23 protein-coding genes, 1 tRNA gene and 1 other RNA gene are annotated in these 23,677 nt (G+C 70.0%); 22 read left to right on the top strand and 3 right to left on the bottom strand.

What is annotated here, in order from left to right; translation table 11 throughout:
• The first annotated feature begins 320 nt into the window (after window positions 1-320).
• Entirely contained in the window at window positions 321-662 is a 342-nt protein-coding gene (locus tag AB0947_RS25615) for a hypothetical protein (RefSeq protein ID WP_366752676.1), read from the top strand.
• Window positions 663-947: 285 nt separating this feature from the next.
• Here AB0947_RS25615 and AB0947_RS25610 read toward each other — a convergent pair whose 3' ends face one another.
• Entirely contained in the window at window positions 948-1,334 is a 387-nt protein-coding gene (locus tag AB0947_RS25610; protein ID WP_366752675.1) for a hypothetical protein, read from the bottom strand.
• 442 nt (window positions 1,335-1,776) lie between these two features.
• Between AB0947_RS25610 and AB0947_RS25605 the strand changes: the two genes are divergently transcribed.
• Window positions 1,777-2,214 carry a hypothetical protein gene (locus tag AB0947_RS25605; RefSeq protein ID WP_366752674.1) on the top strand — a complete coding sequence of 146 codons (438 nt, stop codon included), beginning with the start codon at window positions 1,777-1,779 and terminating at the stop codon, window positions 2,212-2,214.
• A 497-nt stretch (window positions 2,215-2,711) separates the two neighbouring features.
• A complete protein-coding gene (locus AB0947_RS25600) occupies window positions 2,712-3,545 on the top strand; it encodes a hypothetical protein (protein ID WP_366752673.1) in 834 nt (277 codons plus the stop codon).
• Between the two features lie 360 nt (window positions 3,546-3,905).
• On the opposite strand, the gene AB0947_RS25595 is transcribed toward AB0947_RS25600, so the two are convergent.
• Entirely contained in the window at window positions 3,906-4,913 is a 1,008-nt protein-coding gene (locus tag AB0947_RS25595) for a DUF5677 domain-containing protein (protein ID WP_366752672.1), read from the bottom strand.
• 475 nt (window positions 4,914-5,388) lie between these two features.
• Here AB0947_RS25595 and AB0947_RS25590 point away from each other — a divergent pair, with 475 nt between their 5' ends.
• From AB0947_RS25590 to AB0947_RS25525, 14 genes are all read left to right on the top strand, one after another.
• Window positions 5,389-6,237, top strand: coding sequence for a helix-turn-helix transcriptional regulator (locus AB0947_RS25590; protein ID WP_366752671.1), 849 nt, complete (start codon window positions 5,389-5,391; stop codon window positions 6,235-6,237).
• 96 nt (window positions 6,238-6,333) lie between these two features.
• On the top strand, window positions 6,334-6,723 hold the full coding sequence (locus tag AB0947_RS25585; protein ID WP_366752670.1) for an ATP-binding protein: 390 nt from the start codon (window positions 6,334-6,336) through the stop codon (window positions 6,721-6,723).
• 178 nt (window positions 6,724-6,901) lie between these two features.
• Entirely contained in the window at window positions 6,902-7,753 is an 852-nt protein-coding gene (locus AB0947_RS25580) for a sigma-70 family RNA polymerase sigma factor (protein ID WP_366752669.1), read from the top strand.
• A complete protein-coding gene (locus AB0947_RS25575; RefSeq protein WP_366752668.1) occupies window positions 7,750-8,571 on the top strand; it encodes an integrase in 822 nt (273 codons plus the stop codon). Before AB0947_RS25580 ends, AB0947_RS25575 begins: the two co-directional genes overlap by 4 nt.
• A gap of 179 nt (window positions 8,572-8,750) precedes the next feature.
• On the top strand, window positions 8,751-9,098 hold the full coding sequence (locus tag AB0947_RS25570; RefSeq protein WP_356121314.1) for a hypothetical protein: 348 nt from the start codon (window positions 8,751-8,753) through the stop codon (window positions 9,096-9,098).
• A 5-nt stretch (window positions 9,099-9,103) separates the two neighbouring features.
• Entirely contained in the window at window positions 9,104-10,471 is a 1,368-nt protein-coding gene (locus AB0947_RS25565) for an FtsK/SpoIIIE domain-containing protein (RefSeq protein ID WP_366752667.1), read from the top strand.
• Window positions 10,472-10,555: 84 nt separating this feature from the next.
• Window positions 10,556-10,768 (top strand): hypothetical protein, encoded by a 213-nt coding sequence (locus AB0947_RS25560; RefSeq protein ID WP_366752666.1) that lies wholly within the window; start codon window positions 10,556-10,558, stop codon window positions 10,766-10,768.
• A gap of 24 nt (window positions 10,769-10,792) precedes the next feature.
• Complete coding sequence (locus AB0947_RS25555) at window positions 10,793-11,488, top strand: DUF2637 domain-containing protein (protein WP_366752665.1); 696 nt, start codon at window positions 10,793-10,795, stop codon at window positions 11,486-11,488.
• Between the two features lie 13 nt (window positions 11,489-11,501).
• The gene (locus AB0947_RS25550) at window positions 11,502-11,681 is read left to right on the top strand and encodes a mobile element transfer protein (RefSeq protein ID WP_030339219.1); all 180 of its coding nucleotides are present in this window, start codon (window positions 11,502-11,504) and stop codon (window positions 11,679-11,681) included.
• A 15-nt stretch (window positions 11,682-11,696) separates the two neighbouring features.
• Window positions 11,697-11,852: a hypothetical protein gene (locus AB0947_RS25545; protein ID WP_132788645.1), complete on the top strand. Its 156-nt coding sequence runs from the start codon at window positions 11,697-11,699 to the stop codon at window positions 11,850-11,852.
• A gap of 20 nt (window positions 11,853-11,872) precedes the next feature.
• Window positions 11,873-12,178: a SpdD-like protein gene (locus AB0947_RS25540; protein ID WP_366752664.1), complete on the top strand. Its 306-nt coding sequence runs from the start codon at window positions 11,873-11,875 to the stop codon at window positions 12,176-12,178.
• A gap of 102 nt (window positions 12,179-12,280) precedes the next feature.
• Window positions 12,281-13,660: a replication initiator gene (locus AB0947_RS25535; protein ID WP_366752663.1), complete on the top strand. Its 1,380-nt coding sequence runs from the start codon at window positions 12,281-12,283 to the stop codon at window positions 13,658-13,660.
• Window positions 13,660-13,899, top strand: a complete 240-nt coding sequence (locus tag AB0947_RS25530; RefSeq protein WP_366752662.1) for an excisionase family DNA-binding protein — start codon at window positions 13,660-13,662, stop codon at window positions 13,897-13,899. Before AB0947_RS25535 ends, AB0947_RS25530 begins: the two co-directional genes overlap by 1 nt.
• Window positions 13,900-13,910: 11 nt before the next feature.
• Window positions 13,911-15,161, top strand: a complete 1,251-nt coding sequence (locus AB0947_RS25525) for a tyrosine-type recombinase/integrase (RefSeq protein ID WP_366752661.1) — start codon at window positions 13,911-13,913, stop codon at window positions 15,159-15,161.
• 79 nt (window positions 15,162-15,240) lie between these two features.
• Here AB0947_RS25525 and AB0947_RS25520 read toward each other — a convergent pair.
• Window positions 15,241-15,328, bottom strand: a tRNA-Ser gene (locus AB0947_RS25520).
• A gap of 119 nt (window positions 15,329-15,447) precedes the next feature.
• Between AB0947_RS25520 and ffs the strand changes: the two genes are divergently transcribed.
• From ffs to AB0947_RS25495, 5 genes are all read left to right on the top strand, one after another.
• Window positions 15,448-15,544, top strand: an RNA gene (gene ffs, locus AB0947_RS25515) — signal recognition particle sRNA small type.
• A 68-nt stretch (window positions 15,545-15,612) separates the two neighbouring features.
• Entirely contained in the window at window positions 15,613-17,895 is a 2,283-nt protein-coding gene (locus tag AB0947_RS25510) for a DNA polymerase III subunit gamma and tau (protein ID WP_366752660.1), read from the top strand.
• Between the two features lie 102 nt (window positions 17,896-17,997).
• Window positions 17,998-19,263, top strand: coding sequence for a phosphoribosylamine--glycine ligase (purD, locus tag AB0947_RS25505; protein ID WP_366752659.1), 1,266 nt, complete (start codon window positions 17,998-18,000; stop codon window positions 19,261-19,263).
• 287 nt (window positions 19,264-19,550) lie between these two features.
• Complete coding sequence (locus AB0947_RS25500) at window positions 19,551-21,857, top strand: hypothetical protein (RefSeq protein WP_366752658.1); 2,307 nt, start codon at window positions 19,551-19,553, stop codon at window positions 21,855-21,857.
• Window positions 21,858-22,085: 228 nt separating this feature from the next.
• On the top strand, window positions 22,086-23,585 hold the full coding sequence (locus AB0947_RS25495; RefSeq protein ID WP_366752657.1) for a N,N-dimethylformamidase beta subunit family domain-containing protein: 1,500 nt from the start codon (window positions 22,086-22,088) through the stop codon (window positions 23,583-23,585).
• Window positions 23,586-23,677: the final 92 nt, after the last annotated feature.

Here is a 23,677-nt window from a genome sequence, read left to right as displayed (position 1 = left end):
AGTCTGTTGGTGGCTCGCGGGGCCACGTGCAGGGGCGTTCACCTGCGTTCATAGTCGGCTGGCAGCCTCTGTAAGGACGGCTTGGGGTCTCGCCTGAACGGCCGTGAACGGGGCTGAATGAGACGGAAACTGAGACGGCCTGGCACGAGGCCAGACTGTCTCTATCTGGTGCAACCTTCTGATCTGTAGCTCTACAGAGATCTGTCGGAGACGGTCATACAGGTCGCGCACCGACCTCAGGGAGACGCTACGGGGTGGGTCCGGTTGCTGGGGTTGCTGTACTCGGCTGCTGTACAGCAAGATCCTCGTGGGGTGGCGGCATGGAGCGGGAGCTACTCGAACGGCTGTTGGTCGGCAGCGACGAGGCGACTTTGGCCGCTCTGGCTGCGCTTCGCGACGGCGGGTCCCATGTTGTCTGGGACGGAGTTACGTCCGCTGAGTCACTCGCCCATACCTACGGGCGACGGCTCCGGCACACCCGCCGACAGGGCATCGAGACCACGAACCTCGAACGCACCGTGCAGCTCCTTGGCCGGCATCAACAGCCGGTTCGTCTGGGGCAGATTAGGGCTGCCGACGGCTCCTGGGTGTTCATGCTGTTCCTCAACAAGGACTGCAGCAGCCTGATCGCGTGCACCGAGGTGCGGCAAACTCACGCCTGAACCTCAGCCGACGAAAGTCAGCCACGACGGTGGGCGGGTCAACGGCCACGCACGCGTGTGCCTCGTTGTACCCCACCCGCCTCAGCCACGTTGCTACTGCCGTCGACCAGAGCAAGCCGCGACGGCGGAAGCGCACGGGCGACACCCTTGCGTGGTGACTCCTTTGTCCCGAAGCAAGTTGGGCAGAGGCTCGACCTGCGGCGATGGTCCGCGGGCGTCCGTGCTTGTCCGCCGCTGTCTGCCAGTGTTGTCACGCAGTTAGACACGCACGCGGTGGCGACCGCTTCAGGCCTCTCCAGGCGGGATGAGGCGATCGGCGCTCTCAGCGTCGTCAACGTGTCCCTGCGCGTCGACGGTAATCGGGGTGGCACGCCCCATGGTGGTGACCAGCCATGCGAGCACCTGCTCGGTCAGCGGCCCGTTACCGGGTCCCTCGTCCTCCCAGTACGCGCGCCAGCCGCCTCCGGGTATGGCTGCCACTACCTGGTCGGCGCGCTCCAGGTGGGAGAAGTCTGAGTAGTCCGTTACCGGGAGGCGGGTGCCGTGCTTGGGGTCGACCACGAGGGCAACGCCTGTCGCCTCGTCCCAGGCGTCCACGTCCATGGTCCGAGCGATCATCGTCTCTGTGCCGGTGAAGATCGCGAGCCAACCTGTCCCGTTGAAGTAATGCATGCGGTCATCGTCCATGACGGCGGCTAGCCTGACCGGCCACAGTTTCGTTGCTGGTGGGATCTCAGCTTGGGAAGCTGCGATCACTGGGGTCGGGTCGCGGCGCTGACCTGGGTGAACAGGTCGCATGGGGCCTCGCCAGCCTCGACGGCTTTCCCCGTGGTTCCCCGCTGTTCCCCGCTCGATCTGGTGCCCTTGTGGTGCGGCCACGGAGCGCCAGCTCCGCGCGGCCTCCTGCCCGGCTCAGTACCGGAAGGTCTCGCGGCGGCTGCCGACCATCGCTTTAGGAGTTCGTTCTCCACTCGGCCGGGCTACGGCCCGCCTCGTGCACCAGTGCCGCACGCGGCTGCTAGTTGCCGCCGCTGTCCGCTGTCGTTGATGTCACTCATGGATGTCAGAACGGTGCGACTACGTGTAAGCACGACGCCGTGATCTCATGTGCGTCATGTCCCTGACCTTTGGCCCTGACCGGCAGACCCGCGAGTTTCAGTGCGACTGCTGCAACGCCCCCATCGAGCGTGCCTGGAACTTCGTCCACGCGGACGGCGCTCCGTACGCGGTGTACTTCGCCAACTGCTACCACCACCGAGACCGGGATCACGATGCCTGGATAGACGTGATCTTCGGGACGTGGGGCGTCGGGCCCGACCAGTGGGACGACCATGTCTCGTTCGCATGTCGAGTGGGCCCTGTCGTCGGCCAGCATGAGCCCGCTTCCACCCTGGTTACGGCAGGTCTCGCGCATCCCGATGGGCCTCTCTTCGGGCGCAAACTCGACCGTGAAGCCGCCCTGCAGCATCCGCGCTTGCCCGAGTTCTGGCAGGTCTCGGACTTCATCCTGGAGAACGACTCGTTGGTACGGGGTCATATCTACGGGCGCTGAACGACCGCGCGACCACGGCGGCCTGGTCCTGGCAGCAAGCGACCGGGCGTGCGGCCGGCGCTTCGTTCACCGGTTGTCTCCATCCCACTGCGCCGAGCTGGGCCGCGAGACCAGGCGATTAGAAGATGCGGGCACGCCGTGGAGGGGCGGCCGGGTCGTCCCGTGCCGCTACTGTGCCGGGCCGCCGAGCGCTGCTGCCGTCCGTCGTCGTTGCCGTCAGGGCTGCCGTCACTGCCGTCAGCCTCAGCCTCTGTCAGCACCGCACTAGAAGCTCGACTGCGGCCTGGCTTCGCCGCCACAGGGCACGGCCAGGCCGGTCGCTAGGACGCACGAGGATGGTGCTGTCCGGCCTCGTTGATGTCAGGGCAGCTGCGCACTTGGCCTCGGGTCAGTTGTGCAGCTTTTCCTTTTGGACAGTGCCGCGATGAGTCCTGCCATATCATCGTGCCGCGCCATCTGAAGCGCCGTTCATTAATATGCCGAATGGAGTTGTTGCTTTGCCTAATGAGGACAATGCGCCGGATAGGGATTCCCTCACGGCGAAGCTGCAGACCTGGTTGGCGGCACAGGGCTACCCTCTGGAAATGCGAGTCGCAAGAGAATTTGAGAAGAAGGGGATTCGCGTAACCTCATCGGATTATTATGTGGACGACGAGTCGGGAGATTACAGGGAGATTGACGTCACTGCGCGCATTCCTCTCTGCAATCTAGCGAACCTTAATGGCAAAGTGCCCTCCTTTCTGTGTCCCGTAATTGAATGCAAGAGTGCACCAGGGAAGCCTTGGGTTCTTTTCGAAGGGGGCGTGAACCTGCATCCGGTGGCGAGTGTGGCACAGCGCTTCGTGCTCAATGCGGCATTGCGTCACTGGGACCGCTATGCTATGAGAATTGATCCTTCTAAGAAACCTCTTGCGGAAATTTTGCCGCTCTTCGATATCGGGCGAGCTCCTGCCTACTCGGCAGTCCGGAGTAGCCTGGGCAAGAACAGAGAAGATGCTGCATACGGCGCCATGGTCAGCGTGACAAAGGCGGCTTACGCGGTCGCCAACATGTACCCTCACGTCGGGAATTTGGCTCTACATGTCGCTGTACCAATCATTGTAGTTGACTCGCCCATCTTCGGCTGCAAGCTGAGTGAATCGGGTGAGGTGCAACTGGAGCCGATTGAGCGCGGCACCATCGTATGGAAGAAGGGGGTGTCGAAAGCGTATACCGTTCATTCAATAATCACTATCGTCTCTGAGGCAGCCCTTCCGGCGCTCTGTGACGACATTGCGAAAACCGCATCGCACCTGCGCCGCTCTCTGCCTCCGTGGACTTCGCAGGCTTGACCCGATCAAGGTTGGTGGAGTCTCAGTGCGCGTGGCAACCGCCGGCAAGTGTGGCGGGGCGGACCAGTCCTAGCCCGCTCGCTAAAGCCGGGAGGGCGAGATGCCGGTCGTTGGCTTGAGTTGAGCCGCTGCACAGCCACAACTGATCACGGGCGGCCGTGACCTGCGGCCGCCGCATCGATCAACCCTCTGACTACTGCTGAGCTGTCGGCACCTGTCGACGTTAGTCACCATTGAGCTCCCTTCCACGGCCTCAGGACGGCCCGGAGGGCGTTCGTGTGTAGGCGTTCGATCGATCCTCGTTGGTCGGAAGTGGAGCGCAGCGAGAGCGGGCGAGCAACTGGGGTGATTCGCTGTGACCTACGACTGCTTAAGTTCCGAGTCGTGAGAGTTAGCGGACTCATCGAAAGCACGAAGGCCCCATAGAGCTAGTTGCATTGCACTAGCTCCGCACAGCCCGATTACCTTCGCGAACTCATTGAATTCGGGCTCAAATCCCAAATGGGTCGCGGCTATGAGGCTGCGCATGGTGAGGAATGCAGGTTTAGCAACTTGCTGTGGAAATCCTGTAGTAGGGCCCAGGGCCCAGTCGGTCTCTGTTGACACGACGGCCGCGACAACCCCTGCGGAATCGGAATGCACGTGCCCATGTGCAGAAATCACCAACAGTCGCAGATGGTCTTCGTTGGCCATCTTTTCCAGCCGATCAAACGTGGGGGGTACCAACTTGTCGCCCTGGCGATTGAGCGGCATAAGTGGTGCCGCCCATCCATAAGAATCCCTGAACTTCTTGGGCGCATTGGCTACCTGATGCTTCTGGATCAGCAGTTCGGCCTGCGCTCGACGCTTCTCCAGTTCTTGCCGTGGTACTGGTCCTCGCCCATGTGCTTCGTAGTACTCGTAGAGACGATGGGTCTGTACGACGAAACCGTGGTCCAGGTATCGCTGAGCGAAACTCGGATCTTGTCGAGCAATGATAATGGCAGATACGGCCAATTCATGAAGAGCGCGCCAGCGTCCCACTGCGCCACTCCAGAAGCCAGCCAAGAGTAGCGTTCGAATCTCCTGGAAGACGAGGCATGCCGCGGAGTGAATAAGGGCAAGAGCTTCACGCATGGGCGAGTGGTCATCATCGGCTTCATCTGCCCGTCGGAGCAGCATCGCGCCATTCTGCTGAGTTGCGTACACGACTCCGTCGAAGAACTCCCATCCCCTAGCCCAGCGATTACTGATCTCGCTCTCGATTTGGGAGTGAAGGGCCGAGTTCCTGACGTGCGCTTCGCGTGAGAGTTCGAGAATCTCGCGCGCATGCGGCTCCGCTTCACGCTCGATCACTTTCATGAACTTGGCCGACTCCGACTCGATCAACTTCCCCCACCACGTTTCGATGCTTCGAGACTGGACCCCCCATATGATGCCCCCGGGGCCTGGGGTCAGCATGAGATTTTAGGTCGGAGGAGCGGCTTTGGGCTGGAGCTGCTTTGGGGCGAGTGATCATGGCCCCGTAAGCTTCCGGCGCGTCGGGCAGTCTGTGGACCTGCCCGTTAAGGCACGACGTTGGGGCCATGATCTTAGAGGCTCGCCCCAAAGTGGCTGCCTAAAGCCGCGGAGCCGACCGCCCCAGCCACAGAGGGTTTTCCTTCCTCCGCCCGCATGCACGCAGCGCGCCGCCGGGCGCGGCCAGCCGGGGCGAAGACAGGAGGCAGGCCGCGCCGCAGAGGCGGCGCGCGCCCGCGCCGTGCGCGGGCCTTGAACCAGTAGAGAAAGTTTGAATCACGCTCGGCTGGTGCTCGTGTGTCCGCTCGTACCGGCGCCTACTGGCTCGTGGTGTAGAACCCTGGACATGGGGAGTGAGCGGCGGGAGCGGATGAAGGCGCTGGGTGCGCGTCTTCGTGTGCTTCGTGGAGAGTCCGGCCTGACGGGTGCCGTGCTGGCGCAGCGGGCCGGCGTGGGACAGCCGACCGTGTCCAAGATCGAGACCGGGCGCATGGTCCCGAGCCGGGATGTGCTTGACCGGCTCCTGGACGCCCTCGGCCTTAATGAGTCGGCCTCTCACGAGGTGCGGGAACTGCTGGCGGACGTGGTCGCTGCCGAGGATGTCGAGCCGACTGCCGTTGACGTCGCCGAGGGCACGAGCCTTGATGAAGAGGTGCGGTCCGCTCGGTCGGTGCGCTCGTTCCAATGTGTCGTCCTGCCAGCCATGTTGCAGAGCGCGGAGTACGCCCGGCACGTCTTCGAGAGTGCTCCTCATGCGACACCTGAGGCTGTCGGTCGGGCTGTCGCCGCCCGTGTGGATCGGCAGAGCGTGTTGTACGAGCCGGGACGGGAGTCGGTGTTCGTGATCACCGAAGCCGTGTTGCGTACTTGGCCGGGGAGTCCGGCGCTGATGCTGGCGCAGTTCGACCGGTTGCTGGCGGTGGAGAGCCTGAGCACGGTACGGCTCGGGGTGGTTCCGTGGCGCCGGCCGGTGCCGGTGCTGCCGCGGCACGGCTTCACCTTGTGCGACCGGCGGGCGGTCGTGATCGAGACCTTCGACAGCGAGCGGGTGTCCACTGATGCCGCTGAAGTGGCCGCCTACGAGCATGCCTTCGCTCGCTTCGAGCGCGCTGCCGTCTTCGGGGCCGAGGTGCGTGAGCTGCTGTTGCTGGTGATGAAGGAGTTTCGGGACTTGGGGGACACCCTCACTCCTTAGAGGAATAATTCCTCTCGATGCCTAGATTGCTGCATCGGACTGGGAATACTCTGCCGTCAAGGCTGTCTAGCCCCCTAGACGAACGGAGAGGTTCCCATGCTTGCCAAGTGGTGCCGTGTCTTCCCCGGCTTGCCGGAAGAGGTGCCCCATGCTCGTCACTTCGTTGCGTCCCTGCTCGCGGATCGGGGTCCGGTCCAGGACGCCATCCTGATCGTGAGTGAGCTGGCAACCAATGCCGTGCGGCATACGCGCAGCGGCGTGGTGGGTGGCTGGTTCCTGGTCGTCGTCGGCCTCGGTGACGATCTCGTGCGCATCCAAGTGGTCGACCAGGGCGGCGATCGCGTGCCTCACCTGTGCCACGCCACCAGCCACGAAGAGGGGGGCCGCGGGCTACGGCTGATTGATGCCTTGGCGAAGAACTGGGGCTACACGATCTTGCCCGACGGGCGCTCCGTCTGGGCGGAGCTGGTGCGGGCGAGCGCATGAGCATGCAGTGTGCGGTGCCTGCGAGGGGTCGCTTCGCCGGCGGTGGGGTGTGAGTCCAAGGGGAGTGCCCCGGAGGAGATCGCGTTTCTATGTGATCGGCGTGCGTACCGGGCGGCGCCTGTCACCCGTACCGTCTAGGGCCCTAGACTCCTGGGTACTGCTGCTGGGAGGTGAGGTCATGTCGGACGAACTGCAACGGATCATGGCGATTGACGATCCGTACCTGCTCCTGCGCGAGGTCACGACCCGGTTGGCGGACGCACAGCAGGAAGTGACCGAGTTGGCCCGCCTCCGTCGGCGGGTGGTGCAGGACCTGCACGCACAAGGGCTGTCATACGCGCAGATCGCCGCAAAGGCCGGCCTGAGCCGCGGGCGGATTCACCAGATCCGGCACACCGGCCCGGCGCCGGAAGGGGCCTTCCTCGGTCGGGGTGCCGTCACTGTCGCCACACCACTGCGGCGGGACGACGAGCGTGGTCGCACGGTCGTCGCCGTGGATGACGTCAGCTCCGGCAAGCGACTGGAGGAGCTGGCGCGCACGTACGGGCTCGACGTCACCTCGGAGCACGTGCCGGTGAGCGGTGAGATCGACCTCAACCGTGATGGCCTGATCGTCGTCTGTGGTCCGCGCATGTCCCAGGCGATGTGGGACACGTACGCCCAGGATCCCGTCTTGCAGTGGCAGCGCGCGGAGGACGGGCCCTGGACGGTGGTGGACCGGCAGACCGGTACCGTGCACCGCTCGGGCCAGGACAGTGATCCGGCCCGGCCGTACGACGTCGGATACCTCGGCAGGCTCTCACGCCCGGACGGAAACGGTTCGCTGCTCGCCATTGCCGGTATCCACACTCAGGGTTCTCTCGGTGTCGTGCAGCTGCTCGCCAACGATCTGAACACTCTGTGGGGGCAGATCAGCGATCATCAGTTCTCCACGTTGGTGGGTGTTGAGTACGACCCGGAGACAAGCGAACCGCAATCCGTCGAACTGCTCTGCCCTCTGTACCGGCACGATGAGGAAGCGGCGGCGTGAGGGTCGACCTCGCCACGCTGTCGGCCGTCCCTGGCCGCGCAAACGAGGACTTCGCCGCCGCTGCTCCTGGCGCGGCCGTACTGCTCGACGGTGCCGGTGTCGCCGGGGCCGAGACCGGGTGCACACATGGGGTCGCCTGGTTCTCCGGGACGTTGGGCGGCCTGCTGTTGCGCAGCATCACCGCGGACCCCGCACGGCCCCTCGCCGAGTGCCTGGCCGACTCGATCCGCCTCGTCCGATCCCTGCACGAGGACAGCTGTGACCTGGCTTATCGGGCCAGTCCGACCAGTACGGTCGTCGCCACGCGGGTCGGCCTTGGGGGACTGGAATACCTTGTCCTCGGTGACTCCTCCCTGCTCCTGGCGGACAAGGGCGGCGGTACGACCGTCATCACCGACCGGCGCCTGGACGAGGTCGGCAAGCGGCTGCGCGGGCCGGTCGACGCACTGCCGACCGGCTCACCCGAGCACTCCGCCGCACTCGCCGAGTACCGGGACGCCTTGACGGGGCTCCGCAACCGGCCGGACGGCTTTTGGATCGCCGGCCCCGACCCGCAGGCCGCCGAGCACGCCCTGATGGGGACGGTGCCCCTCGCTTCGCTGGCGTCGGCGACGCTGCTGAGCGATGGGGCGACGCGACTTGTCGACCGCTTCGAACTCGCGGACTGGGAAGAGGCGTTGGCCGTCCTGAGTACCTGCGGGCCGGATGAGTTGATCCGCCGTGTTCGCGAGGCCGAGGACGGTGACCCGCACGGTCGCCACTGGCCGCGCGGGAAGACACACGACGACGCGACCGTCCTCCACTGGACCCTGCCGTAGCGCCTTCGCGCGAGTAGGAGTCACCTCGTATACCCCCCTAGACAGTTGATGGGGCGTCGGTTACCTTTACTGTCAACCCCCCTAGACAGTCGGGTGGTCGCCTCCCTGTGCTGTCTAGGGGGGTATCCAGTTCGAGCGGCGCCGATCACCGAAGGCGCCGACAACTCAGTGAGGTACTGATGCGAGTCATCCCCGTAGACACCTCGGCCGCCACGCTGCTCGTCACCAAGCTGCCCGAGGTGAAGGTCAGGGACCGGCAGACCGGTGAGGTCGCCGTGGACCCCGTGACCAACCAGCGGCTCATGACCCTGGAGGTGGTGTTCATCGCGGCCGGCGGTTCGGACATGATCAAGGTCACCGTTCCGGAGCAGGGCATCGGAGACGGTCTGGTCATGGGAGCACCGGTCATCCTGTCGGGACTGGTGGCCCGGCCCTGGGAGAGCGAGTTCGGCGGGCGGGCCCGTCACGGCATCGCCTACCGGGCCGATGCCGTCATGGTCGACGCTCCGGTCGCGGCGCAGGGTTGATCACCATGGCCGACACAGTGCGAGTGCTGTTACTGGTCCTGCTGGTCCTGGTCGTGCTCCTGGTGGTGCGTCGCCGCACGCCGGTGGTGTTCTGGTGGCTGGTCGGGTATCCCGTGGTCGCGCTGCGCTTGCTCATCTCGTACCGGGCGACGATGGACGCGTGTGGCCTGACGGTTCCGGCTTCGGCCGTCCGCCGGGCCACCGCCCGGATGATGGGGCGGCAGGCGGCGCCCGTACCGCCCCGGCGGACTTTCCCGCTGCCGACCGGGTCCGGCCTCGTGATGCGGCTGCGTATGGCGACCGGACAGGCACCCGAGGATTTCACCGCCTCGGCCGACCGGCTGCGGCACGCCTGGGGAGCTCATGCCGTGTACGTGCGCCCCACGAAACCGGGGTGGCTCGAACTGCGGCTGGTCGGCTGGGACGTGCTCGCCGAAGTACGCCCCGCCCGCCGTCGGGTTTCGACCGGCCCCCTCTGCCTGCCCTTGGCCCTACGAGAGGACGGCCGTTGGCACGTACGGGACTTCCGCACCGTGCCGCACGAACTGATCCTGGGCGCCACACAGTCCGGCAAGTCCGTCTACCTGCGCAACCTCCTGTGTGGCCTGGCCCGGCAACGGGTCGTGCTCGTTGGGATCGACTGCAAGTGGGGCGTCGAACTGGCCCCTTTCGCACCCCGGCTGTCGGCGCTCGCCGACGACCCGGACCGCGCGAACAAACTCCTCGACGTGTTGGTGGAAGAGATGGAGGCACGGTTCCGGCTCATCGGTCTCAGTGGCGGGACCGGTCCGGACGCCCCCCTCACCTCGGATGTGTGGGGGCTGCCGGAAACGGTTCGGCCGGTGCCGGTCGTGGTGGTCGTGGACGAGGTTGCGGAACTCTTCCTCGCCGCGAACAAGGACGACGAGAAGCGGCGGGATGCCATGGTCACCAAGCTCATCCGCCTCGCCCAGCTCGGCCGCGCGGCCAGCATCTACCTGGAAGTCTGCGGGCAGCGCTTCGGTGCCGAACTCGGCAAGGGCGCGACCATGCTGCGCGCTCAGCTGACCGGCCGAGTCTGTCACCGCGTCAACGACGAAGCGTCGGCGAACATGGCGCTGGCCGACATCTCGCCTGAGGCCGCGCTGGCCGCCACCTCCATCCCCGCTGAACGGCCTGGTGTCGCGGTCGTCGGTGACTCCTCCGGCGGCTGGTCCCGCGTCCGCTCGCCCCGTCTCACCCTCGAAGAGGCGGCGGCCGTTTGCCGAGACACTGCCGCCCTGGTGCCGGAACTGCCCCGGCTCGACTCCTTCCGGCCCGTCGTCGCCGTCGAATCGGCCGGGCCGGCCTCGTCGACCGCTGGTGTGCCCAGCGCTCGCCCGGTGGCCGAGTAGCCGCACCCCTTCTCTCCACGGCCGGCGTGACCGCCTCGCGCCACATCCCTACCCCGCCCATGCCAATAACCGGAAGGGAACCCCATGCCACGCCCCTCCATCGCCGAGGTGAGCGCGCTCATCGCCGACCTGTCCGCGCTTCGCCAGAACCGCACCTCCGCCGAATACGCCGCGCTGATGGAGCGGAAGGCGGACCTGCTGGAGCGCATCGCGGCTCACACGCCCGGCGAGGTCGAGGCCGCCGAGGTGGCCCGCCTCGCCCGTGAGCGCGCCGATGCGCTCAAGTCCGCCGGCTGACCACATGGAAGGGAATCCGAGCTGATGCGTGCCCACCTGGTCCGCGTGGACGCCGTGATCGTCCAAGCCGTCATCGCGGGTGCCCTGTCCTTCTCCCACCTGCACGACCTCGCGGCGGCGGCTGGACAGGGCGGCTGGAAGGCGTGGGCCTACCCCGTGAGCGTCGACCTGCTGTTGGTCGCCGCATGGCGCCGGATGAGGCAGCAGCAGCGAGCAGGGCAGGCGGCCGGTAGCCCGCGGCTGTGGTTCCTGGTGGCACTGGCCGCATCTCTTGGTGCCAACGTCGCCACCGCCGGACTCCTCGACCTGGACCACGTCCCCGCCTCGCTCCGCGTCGTCGTCGCGGGCTGGCCCGCCGTCGCCTTCTTCGGTGGCACCCTCCTGGCTCACTCACCGCACGGCCCGGACATGTCGGCGGCCCCGGAACCGCCGGCCGCCGACCCGCCTGAGGAAGAGGCCACCACACCGGCCGCCGTCGACGCTCCCGCCCCGGACGCGCTACCGGCACCGGTTCCCGAGCCCGCCACCGCCGAGCCGGAATCCGTCCCGGCTCCGTCGCCCGGCCCCGCCGTCGCGCTGCCTCCCGTCCTCATCGACCGTGTCCGGGCCCTGGCCGACGAGCATCGCTCGACCACCGGCCGCCCCGCCGACCCCGACGCCGTACGTGTCCGGCTCGGCCTGCCCCCGTCCATGACTGCGTCCGTCGCCGCGCACCTCTGAGAGGAGCACCGCCATGCACCGCCGTTTCCGCAACGTCCGCCGCATCGGTCCCGTGAACGTCGCCTCCTACGTCGACCGGGGCAGGAACCGCCACCTGGCCGCCTGCACCGCGCCCCGCTGCGACTTCTCCGCCGAGTACGACTCCCGCGCCGCCGCCGAACTCGCCGCCCGTACCCACCGCTGCTCGGCCTGACAGGAGACCACCCCCATGGACGTTCCGCTCTGGCTCGCCCTGCTCGTCGTCGGCGTCCTCGGCGTCAAGCTCATCCGCCCGCCCTGGTGGCTCATCGCCGTAATCCTCCTGGGCGGCTACCTCCTCGCCGACAGCTTGCTGGCTCCCGTCATCAACTCCCTCGTCAAGTAACCCGCGAAAGGGGACCTTTCATGTTCCGGCCGAAGATCCCGACCATGCCGCAGCCGACCAGCCTGGTCACCTCTCCCACCCTCATCGAGCCGACCACGGTCACCCCGGCACCCTCGGCCCCGCCGCCGGCCTACCCGGCTCGTGCCGCATCCCGCCCGGCCGTCCAGCTCACCCCCGGAACCGTTCTCGCCCTCGTCGGCGGAGGCACGGCCGTGGTCCTGGTCGTCGGTGCCGTCCTCGTCTCCATGCTCCTGGCCGTAGCCCTGACCGCCACCTCGGTCGCCGTCTGCGCCGTCGTCACCCGCTCCCTGCTCACCCGCCGCTGATTCGGCGGCTGCTTCCGTCCGGCTTGCCTCTACTGTCTAGCCCCCTGGACAGGCAAGCCGGGCGGCCACCCCAACACGTGACGCTCAAGGAGGAACCCGCACATGCGCCCACCGGCTCTTCTGGGAGCCATCCGTCACCTGGCCGCCCTCGCCCGGCACGGCGACGTGAGTGCTTACGCCCGGCAGATCCAGCGTCTCGGCGGCTGCGAGCGGCCCGTACGAATGGAGGGCCACCGGCTGGACGTTCACGCCGCCACGGGCGAGATCGTCCGGGAAGTCGTCGGCCGCGACCTGCCTGCCGGACAGCTCCTCATCCGCTGCAACAACCGCCGCGCCTCCCGGTGCGCCACCTGCGCCGAGACGTACCGCAAGGACACCTTCCACCTGGTCACCGCTGGTTTGAGCGGCGGCAAGGGAATCGGTCCGGCCGTCGCCCAACACCCGCGCGTCTTCGCCACCTTCACCGCCCCCTCCTTCGGTCCCGTCCACAACCGTCCCGCCGGTGGCCGCTGCCGCTGCGGACGCTCTCACCTGGAGGACGACCCCGCCCTGGGCACACCGCTGAACGCGGAGCGGTACGACTACCGGGCAGCCGTCCTCTGGAACGCCCACGCCGGTGCCCTCTGGGCCCGCTTCACCACCTACCTGCGCCAGCAGCTCGCCTCCCGCGCGGGCGTCACCCGCACCGCGCTGCGCGACTGCCTCAAGGTGTCGTACGCCAAGGTCGCCGAGTACCAGCGGCGTGGCGCCGTCCACTTCCACGCCGTCATCCGTCTCGACGGCCCGGACGGCGCCGAGTCCACCCTACCGGCCTGGGCCACGACCGAACTCCTCACCGACGCGATCCGCTCGGCGGTCCGCCTCGCCGAGACACCCGGCCCCATCCTCGACGGCCGCACGTACACCTTCCGCCTCGGTGACCAGCTCGACATCCGCCCCATCCGCTCCGCCGACTTCGCGGGTAGCTCGGAGCTGTCCAGCCGGGCCGTGGCCGCCTACATCGCCAAGTACGCCACCAAGGGTGCCGAGACCGCCGGCACCCTGGACCGTCCCGTCCGCAACCCGATCACGGACCTGATCGGCTCCGGCGTCACCGACCACGCCCGCCGGATGATCCTCACCTGCTGGCACCTCGGTGGGCTCCCCCAACTCGAAGCCCTGCGCCTGCGCAAGTGGGCCCACATGCTCGGCTTCCGCGGCCACTTCTCCACCAAGTCCCGCGCCTACTCCGTGACCCTCGGCGCCCTCCGTCAAGCACGCGCCGACCACAACGAGGCCCTTGCCCGCGAACACGCGGCCGAAGTGGGCCACCCGCTGCCCGACCCGGACACCGTCCTGGTCCTCTCGCACTGGCGTTTCGCCGGAACTGGCTGGACTAGCGCGGAACACCTCGTTGCCCACGGGACTCCACTACCCGATGACACCCGGCCGCCAGCGACTTGTGACACCCCCGCCCTCGACTCGATGGGAGACCTCACCTGATGACCACGCTGACAGCGGTTCAACCGGCGGTCCCCGATGAGACCGCCACCGATACCGCCTTGGTGCTGCTGACCGTCGAAGAGGCCGCGCGCCGGCTTCGAATCGGGCGTACGACGTGCTTCCGGCTCGTGCTCTCCGGCGAGATCGAATCCGTGACCGTGGGGCGGCTGCGGCGGATCCCGGTAGACGCTCTCCCGGCCTACGTGGCGAAGCTGCGGCGTACGGCCGTCGCGGCGTAGGGGGGATGGACATGGCAGAGCAGAAGCGCACGCGGCAGCCCAACGGGGCCTCGTCCATCTACCTTGGCAAGGACGGCAAGTGGCACGGCCGGGTCACGGTCGGCGTACGTGATGACGGCAAGCCGGACCGTCGCCACATCGAACGCAAGACCAAGGCCGAGGTGACCAGAGCCGTTCGCGAGATGGAGCGGGCGCGGGACGAGAAGAAGCTCAGGAAGGTGGGGCAGGGCTGGACCGTCCAGGCCTGGCTGGAGCACTGGGTCGAGAACATCGCCAAGCCGTACGTCTCCGAGAACACGTACGACGGGTACGAGGTGGACGTGCGCGTGCACCTGGTGCCGGGCCTTGGTGCTCACAAGCTCGACCGCCTGGAGCCGGAGCACCTGGAGCGCTTCTACCGGAAGATGCAGGAGTCCGGGAGCGCGGCCGGCACCGCCCACCACGTCCACCGCACGATCCGGGTGGCCCTCGGCGAAGCGGTGCGGCGCGGGCACGTCGCCACCAACGTGGCCGAGATCGCCAAGGCTCCCCGCCTCGAAGAGGAGGACATCGAGCCGTTCACGATCGAGGAGGTGCAGAGCCTCCTCGTGGAGGCGGCCAAGATCCGTAACAGCGCGCGCTGGGTCGTCGCCCTGGCCCTCGGCCTCCGCCAAGGGGAGGCGCTCGGGCTGCACTGGGAGGACGCCGACCTGGACGCGGGGTACATCCGCATCCGCAAGAGCCGTCTTCGTCCCAAGTACGCCCACGGCTGCGGTGAGGACCCGTGTGGCCGTAAGGCTGGCTACTGCCCCAAGCGGGAGCAGATTCGCCGCGAGCACAAGAACACCAAGTCCCGCGCCGGACGGCGCACCATCGGCCTCCCGGACCCGCTGATCAAGCTTCTCCGCCAGCACAAGGAAGAGCAGGAGCGGGAACGGGTCGAAGCCGGTGCCGACTGGGAGGGCAAGGGCTACGTCTTCGCCTCGCCGACCGGTGGACCGCTCAGCCCCAACACGGACTACCACGTCTGGAAGCGGCTCCTACGGGACGCCGGCGTACGGGACGGGCGTCTCCACGATGCTCGCCACACCGCCGCGACGGTCCTCCTGATCCTCGGCGTCCCGGACGTGGTGATCGACGCGATCATGGGTTGGGAGCCCGGGGGAGCCGCACGGATGCGCGCCCGGTACATGCATGTGACGGGAGTCATGCTCCGGAAAGTCGCTCAGCAAGTCGGAGACGCGCTCTGGGCGCCGCCCGGCACCGAAGGAAAAGCCGACTGAGACGGAAACTGAGACGGACAACGTCGAAGGGCCCCACCGCGAACGGTGGGGCCCTTCGACATCGTGCCCGGTGAGGCACTGGCGGAGGATACGAGATTCGAACTCGTGAGGGGTTGCCCCCAACACGCTTTCCAAGCGTGCGCCCTAGGCCTCTAGGCGAATCCTCCGCCGGAAACATTACATGACCGAGGGGAGTGCTCGCGAACTCGTTCCCGCAGGCCGTCCCCGGGTGGGGTCGCGGGGCGGGCCGGGTTCGGACCGGTGCCCGCCATCGGGTACTGTGGGGCACAGCCCCTCACGCGGCGCTATCTGACTGAACTCCCCCAGGGCCGGAAGGCAGCAAGGGTAGGTCGGCTCTGGCGGGTGCGTGGGGGGCCCTTGCGTTCCGGGCCCGCGGCCGTGGATCCCGGGGCGGGGCCGGTTGTCAGTGGGCGCCATTAACCTCGTATGCGTGTCGTCTCTCGCGCTGTACCGCCGCTATCGCCCGGAGACCTTTGCCGAGGTCATCGGGCAGGAGCATGTCACCGACCCGCTGCAGCAGGCGCTGCGGAACAACCGGGTCAATCACGCGTACCTGTTCAGCGGTCCGCGCGGATGCGGCAAGACGACCAGCGCGCGCATCCTGGCCCGCTGCCTGAACTGTGAGCAAGGTCCCACCCCGACACCCTGCGGCGAGTGCCAGTCCTGCCGCGACCTCGCGCGCAACGGACCCGGATCGATCGACGTCATCGAGATCGACGCGGCCTCTCACGGTGGTGTGGACGACGCCCGTGAGCTGCGCGAGAAGGCCTTCTTCGGCCCCGCGAGCAGCCGGTACAAGATCTACATCATCGACGAGGCCCACATGGTCACGTCGGCCGGTTTCAACGCGCTGCTGAAGGTCGTCGAGGAGCCGCCCGAGCACCTGAAGTTCATCTTCGCGACCACCGAGCCCGAGAAGGTCATCGGGACCATCCGCTCGCGGACCCATCACTACCCGTTCCGGCTGGTGCCGCCCGGCACCCTGCGGGACTACCTCGGCGAGGTGTGCCAGAAGGAGGACATCCCGGTCGAGGACGGCGTACTGCCGCTCGTCGTGCGCGCGGGCGCCGGCTCCGTGCGTGACTCCATGTCCGTCATGGACCAGCTCCTCGCCGGCGCCGGGGCGGACGGTGTGACGTACGCCATGGCCACCTCCCTCCTCGGCTACACCGACGGCTCCCTGCTCGACTCCGTCGTCGAGGCCTTCGCCACCGGTGACGGAGCCGCCGCCTTCGAGGTGGTCGACCGGATCATCGAGGGCGGCAACGACCCGCGCCGCTTCGTCGCCGACCTGCTGGAGCGGCTGCGGGACCTGGTGATCCTCGCCGCCGTGCCCGACGCCGTGGAGAAGGGGCTGTTCGACGCCCCGGCCGACGTCCTGGAGCGGATGCAGGCCCAGGCCGGGACGTTCGGCGCCGCCGAGCTGAGCCGCGCCGCCGACCTGGTCAACGAGGGCCTGACCGAGATGCGCGGCGCCACCTCGCCCCGCCTCCAGCTGGAACTGATCTGCGCCCGCGTCCTGCTGCCCGCCGCCTACGGCGACCAGCGGTCCGTGATGGCGCGGCTCGACCGCCTGGAGCGCGGCATCGGCTTCTCCGCCGGCGCGGGTGCGCCGGCCATGGGGTACGTCCCCGGCCCCGAGGCCCATGCCGGCGCCCTCGCACCGGGTGCCGGTGGCGCGTCCGTGCCGCCCGGTGGAGGGCCCGCGGCGGCTCGCGCGGCGGTCCGGGCCCCGGGACCGGCCGGACCGGGTGAGCAGGTTCCGGTCGCCCCGGCGGCCACGGCGCCCGCGCCCCCCACTTCCACTCCCACTCCCGCCCCTGCGCCCGCGCCCGCCGCTGCTCCCGCCGCCCCGGCTCCGGCCGCGCCCGCCGCCCCCGCTCCCGGCGCCTGGCCCACCGCCGCCCCCGCCGGCGGTGGCCGGCGCCCCGGTGGCTGGCCCACGGCCACCGCTCCGGGTACCGGACAGGGGACGGGCCAGGGCGCCGGGCAGGGTCAGGGCCCCGGCCGCGCGGCCCCGGCCCAGTCCCAGCCGGCCCCGTCCGCGCCCCCGGCCGCCCCGGCCCCGGCGCCCCAGGCTTCCGCCCCGGCCGCCCCCGCCGGCGGCCTCGACCCGCGCGCGCTCTGGCCGAACATCCTGGAGGCCGTCAAGAACCGCCGCCGCTTCACCTGGATCCTGCTCAGCCAGAACGCCCAGGTGACCGGCTTCGACGGCACGACCCTCCAGCTCGGGTTCGTGAACGCGGGCGCGCGTGACAACTTCTCCGGCAGCGGCAGCGAGGACGTGCTGCGGCAGGCGCTGGCCGAGCAGTTCAACGTGCAGTGGAAGATCGAGGCGCTCGTCGACCCGTCGGGCGGCGGCTCCGCCCCACCGGTCGCGGGCGGCTACGGCGGAGGCGGCGGCTACGGCGGCCCTCCCGCCGGCGGCCCCGGCGGCTCCCCCGGCGGCGGTGGCTACGGCGCCCCGGCCGCACCCCGCCCCGGCGCCTCCCAGCCGTCCCCGCAGCCATCCGCCGCCCCGCACAGCGGCACCCCCGCCGCGCCCGCCCCGGCGCCCCGGCCCGCCACCGCGCCCGAGCCGCCGCCCGTCTCCCCCGAGGACGACATCCCGGAGGACGACGACCCGGATCTCGACGAGTCGGCGCTCTCGGGCCACGAGCTGATCGTGCGGGAGCTGGGGGCCACGGTGGTCGAGGAGTTCTCCAACGAGTGAGGGCCGCGCGCACGGGGAACGGCCGGGGACGGGCCCGCTTTGGAGGAAAGTCCAGCAAACCCGGCGCCCGGCCTTCGGCGACCTTGCCATTAGGCTGACCCCGTGAAGGTCCTCGTCATCGGCAGCGGCGCCCGCGAACACGCCCTGTGCCGCTCCCTGTCCCTCGACCCCGACGTCACCGCGCTGCACTGCGCCCCCGGCAACGCCGGCATCGCCGAGGTCGCCGAGCTGCACCAGGTCGACGCGCTCGACGGTGCCGCGGTGACCGCGCTGGCCACCGGCCTCGGTGCCGACCTGGTCGTCGTCGGCCCGGAGGCGCCGCTGGTCGCCGGTGTCGCCGACGCCGTCCGCGCCGCGGGCATCCCGGTCTTCGGCCCCTCCGGGGAGGCCGCGCGGCTGGAGGGGTCCAAGGCCTTCGCCAAGGACGTCATGGCGGCGGCCGGCGTGCCGACCGCCCGGTCCTACGTCTGCACCACCGCCGAGGAGGCCGCCGTGGCCCTCGACGCCTTCGGCGCCCCCTACGTCGTCAAGGACGACGGTCTCGCCGCCGGCAAGGGCGTCGTCGTCACCTCCGACGTCGAGGCCGCCAGGGCGCACGCGGCCGGGTGCGAGCGCGTGGTCGTCGAGGAGTTCCTCGACGGTCCCGAGGTGTCCCTGTTCGCCGTCACCGACGGCGAGACGGTCGTGCCGCTCCAGCCCGCCCAGGACTTCAAGCGCGCCCTGGACGGCGACGAGGGTCCGAACACGGGTGGCATGGGCGCGTACTCGCCGCTGCCGTGGGCCGACCCGAAGCTGGTCGACGAGGTGCTGGAGACGGTGCTCCAGCCGACCGTGGACGAGATGCGCCGCCGGGGCACGCCGTTCTCCGGGCTGCTCTACGCCGGTCTCGCGATCACCTCGCGCGGGGTCCGGGTCATCGAGTTCAACGCCCGCTTCGGCGACCCGGAGACCCAGGTCGTGCTGGCCCGGCTGCGGACCCCGCTGGCCGGTGTCCTGATGGCCGCCGCCACCGGCAACCTCGCCGACCTGGCGCCGCTGCGCTGGAGCGAGGACGCGGCCGTCACCGTCGTCGTCGCCTCGCACAACTACCCGGGCACCCCGCGCACCGGCGACCCGATCACCGGTCTGGACGCGGTGGCCGCCGAGGACGCCCCGCACGCGTACGTGCTGCACGCGGGCACGAAGCGGGACGGCGACGCGGTCGTCAGCGCGGGCGGACGCGTGCTGTCCGTCACGGCGACCGGCCGGGACCTGTCCGAGGCGCGCGAGCGGGCGTACCGGGCGGTGGGCCGGATCCGGCTCGACGGTTCGCAGCACCGCACCGACATCGCGGCGAAGGCCGCGCAGGAGGCGCGGACGCGGGCGTGACCACGCCGGTACGGCTCCCTCGTACCGCCCCTCGCACCACCCTCAGGCCCCGGAGGCGATCCGGGGCCTGATCTTTGCTTTCTGTCACCCAGCTCTGACCAAAGCCATTCCATCGAGTGAGCAATCGCCCATATGGCTGACGGGGGCCGGGGCCCGAACTAGGGTGCCGCGCAAGCGTTCCGGCACTTGGCCCACCGGCATTGCGATGTCAGTGGCGGGTGCCACAGTGGGGGAGTGAGCAAGACCAGGGCAGCACGCGATCGCCAGGGAGGGGGCGAGATCGGCACGTGACCGGAATCGGTGTGGAGGCGGGCGCGCAGGCCGCGCGCTCCCGGGCCCTCGCCGTGCTGCGGGTCCGGGGCCGGGCGCTGGCCGTGGCGCTGCTGCCCGCGGGCGTCGAGGTGATCCTGCTGACCGGCGCCTCCACCGGCCGTCTCGTCGGCCCGGGCTGGGACGCCGCCCGCTGGGCCGTCGGCGTGCTCGCGGTGCTGGTCCTGCTGGCCGCGGCCGGTGTCGCGGTGGTCGTGGCCCGGGCCCGCCCCGCCATGAGCCCCACGGTGCCGATCCCGGAGGGGTCCGCCCCCGACCTGTACCGGATGGTGCGCGACCTCGCCGACCGGCTGGACGTGCCGGTGCCCTCGGCCATAGCGCTCACCCCGGACTGCGACAGCTGGCTGGAGGACCGGGCCCATTCGGCCCACGGACCGCCCCCGCGTCCGGCGCCCGACGAGATAGCGGGCCCCGGCCGCCGCCGGACCCCGGTCGCACCGGTCCTCGTCATCGGCTCCCCGTTCCTGTGGTGGATGCGCGTGGGCGAGCTGCGCGCGGTCCTCGCCCCGGTCATCGCCGGTACGGGACCCTCGGCGCACCCGGACATAGCCGCCGCCCGCCGCTTCGTACGCGGGCTGGACGCGGCCGTGGCCGTCGCCTCGGACGGGGGCCACGGCCCGCTGACCCGCGGGGTGTGCGCCGCCCTCGGCTGGGTGGCCCGGCTGCTGCTGCGCGGCTGCCGGGAGCACGCGACCCAGATGGAGCGCGGGGTGGCGGCGGCCGCCGCCGAGCGCGCCCAGACGGTGGACTACGGCGTGCGGATCGTCGCCCAGGAGCAGGTCGGTCTCGCGTACGCCGGCTGGGACCGGCTGCTGACCAGGGTGGCGTTGCCGGCCTGGCGGATGGGGCGCTGGCCGTCCCGGCTCGACGCGGGGGTGGTGGCGGCGCTCACCGAGCTGTCCCGCCGGGACCGGCTGGCCGAGGGCTTCGCCTCCCGGCTCGGCGAGCGGCCCGCGTGCGATCTCCTGGAGGAGCCCGGCACGGTCGACGAGGCCGCCTCCCTCCTCGCCGCCCGGCTCTTCCACGGGGGTCCCGCCGAGCCGGGGCCCGAGTGGGCGCCGGTGGACTGGCAGGCGTATCCGGAGGAGGTCGTGGACCGCACCTGGCGCGCCGAAGCGGCCCGTCTGCACCGCGTCCTGGACACGCTGGGCGTCCGCCCCTCCCTGGACCCCCGGGCCCCCGACCCCGGCGGCCCCACCCTGGCCCGGGTCCTGGACCACCTCACGGCCCCCGCCGACGGCGAGGACTGGGCCCCGGCGGACGCGGACCCGGATGCGGGCGCTCTGTACACCGGGACCGGGGGCGCTTCCACGGCGCCCGATGAGGTGGCGTCCGGGGCTGCTGGTGCTGAGGGGACGGCTGCGGTGGCGTCTGGGACTCCTGTTGCCGGTGCGACCGGTGCCGGGGCAGGCGTGGGTGCCGGGCCTGCCGGGGCCGCTGGTTCCGGGACCGGTACCGCCGGCGCGCGGGCTGTGGACGCCCCGGCCACTGCGGCTGGTGCCCCCGGCGGTCCCGCCTCCGGAGCTGATGACGCTGGTGCGCAGGCGACGGGCGCTGCCGCCGCCGCGACCGCTGCTCCGGAAGCCGGCGGCGCCGCTCCCGGTGCCCCAGGGACCTCACTCCGCGGCCCTTCCGACGCCGAGGCCACCGACATCGCCGACCACACCGGCACTGCCGACGGGGCCGGCACCGCCGCAGACGCCCGCACCACCCACCCCGCCCACACCGCCGCCGGCGTCCACACCGCCCACGCCCCCCACGCACCAGCCCCCGCCGATGCCCCCGCCGAGGACAGCACCGTCCCCGTCGCCCCGGAGCCCGGGCCCCGGCTCCCCTTCGGGGAGGAAGAGGACCCCACCACCGAGCGCAGTGCCGCTCTCGCCGCCGGGCTGAGCGCCGAACTGGCCCGGGAGGAGGCCGCCGTGGTGGTCGGAAGCGCCGGGGGGCAGCGGACGCCCGAGAGCGCCCAGTGGGACGACTTCGCCTGCGGGCCGCCCCCCTTCCCGCTGCAACCCCGGCGCACCGCCCGGGAACTGCTCGCCGAGCACGTCACGGCGATGGTGTGCTGCGCGGCCGTGGACACCGCCGGTGCCGTCCCCGCCCTGGACTGGCTGGACGGCCCCTCCCTGCTGCTGGGCGGTGAGCGGGCCGCCGACCTGGCGCCCAAGGTCCTCACCCTCATCGAGGAGGGAGACCCGGGCCCGCTGCGCGACTGGCTGGCCGCGTCCGGCATACGTCCCGAGAAGCCCGTACGTCTCGTCTGACCGGACGGTGGGCCGGCTCGCCCGGGCCGCATCCCGTACCGGAAAAGCGACTTCCAGTTCAGGTCAATTCACAACGACTAGTGACCGTCCCCGTGCGTTATGTGATGTGCTGGGACCGACCACGCCTTTGGCAAAGGCACGCGACATACGACAGTACGGCTGAGCACAGCGAGCACAGTGAGCACCGCCGAGACAGGCACGGGGGCCTGATGCGGGAGGGGAGCGACCATGGCCTCGGACCACATCCGCCGCTGGGAGTCCGGAGCACTCGCGCACGCCGTCACGGACCCCTTCGGTCAGGGCCCGGTGCCCTGGCTGCGCGGGAGTGAGACGTACTTCGACGACACCGGCCACGTCGTGCCGTGGTACGTCGACCCCAGCCCGCAGCAGCTCACCGGCGGTGACCGCGCACGCGTCCCGGCGCCGCGCGCGTCCGGGTCCGGCCCCCGCTCCGCGGACGACGTGCACCGCCAGATCAAGGGCTTCACCTCGAACGGCGCGGTCGCGCCCGGCGAGGCGATCGACTTCCACGTCACGGTCGACCCGCCGCAGCAGTTCAGCGTGGACATCTACCGCATCGGCCACTACGGCGGCGACGGAGCGTCCAAGATCACCACGAGCCCCCGCCTCTCCGGCATCGTGCAGCCCCCGCCGCTGACCGCCGACCGCACGGTCTCCTGCCACCACTGGTGGCTGTCCTGGCGCCTCCAGGTGCCCTCCTACTGGAGCATCGGCGCCTATGTGGCCGTCCTGACCACCGCCGACGGCTACCGCTCCCACGTGCCGTTCACGGTCCGCGACGACCACCCCGCCGACCTCCTGCTGCTGCTGCCGGACATCACCTGGCAGGCGTACAACCTCTACCCGGAGGACGGTCACACCGGCGCCAGCCTCTACCACGCCTGGGACGAGGAGGGCGGGCTGCTGGGGGAGGCCGACGCCGCGACCACCGTCTCCTTCGACCGGCCGTACGCCGGCGCCGGCCTGCCCCTGCACGTCGGCCACGCCTACGACTTCATCCGCTGGGCCGAGCGCTACGGCTACGACCTCGCCTACGCCGAGGCCCGTGACCTGCACGCCGGCCGGATCGACCCCGCCCGCTACCGGGGCCTGGTCTTCCCGGGCCACGACGAGTACTGGTCGGTGCCGATGCGCCGGGCCGTCGAGGACGCCCGCGACCGTGGCACGTCACTGGTCTTCCTCTCCGCCAACACCATGTACTGGCAGGTGGAGCTGGGCCCGTCCCCGTCCGGTGTCCCGGACCGGCTGCTGACCTGCCGCAAACGCAAAGGCCCCGGACGTCCTGTGCTGTGGCGCGAGATCGACCGGCCGGAGCAGCAGCTGGTCGGCATCCAGTACGCGGGCCGGGTCCCCGAGCCGAACCCGCTGATCGTCCGCAACGCCGGCCACTGGCTGTGGGAGGCGACCGGCGCCCATGAGGGCGACGAGATCGCGGGTCTGGTCGCCGGTGAGGCGGACCGTTACTTCCCGCGCACCCCACTGCCCGAGCACGACGAGCGCATCCTCCTCGCCCATTCCCCCTACACCGACGGCGACGGCGTCCCGCGCCACCAGGAGACGTCGCTCTACCGCGCCCCGTCCGGCGCCTGGGTGTTCGCCTCCGGCACCTTCGCCTGGTCCCCGGCCCTGGACCGCCCCGGCCACGTGGACGCCCGGGTCCAGCGCGCCACGGCGAACCTGCTCGACCGCATCTGCAAACGCGACTGACACCGCGCTCCCCGCCCCGGCGCCCGGACCCGCACCCCCGGGCGCGCCCTATCAGCCCCATACGGGAGAATCGAGGCATTGGACAGAACCAC

The sequence above is a fragment of the Streptomyces sp. NPDC047841 genome, assembly GCF_040704085.1.
Taxonomy (GTDB): domain Bacteria; phylum Actinomycetota; class Actinomycetes; order Streptomycetales; family Streptomycetaceae; genus Streptomyces; species Streptomyces argyrophylli.
Note: the sequence above shows the minus strand (reverse complement) of the source record. Positions and strands in the feature narration are given on the sequence as shown.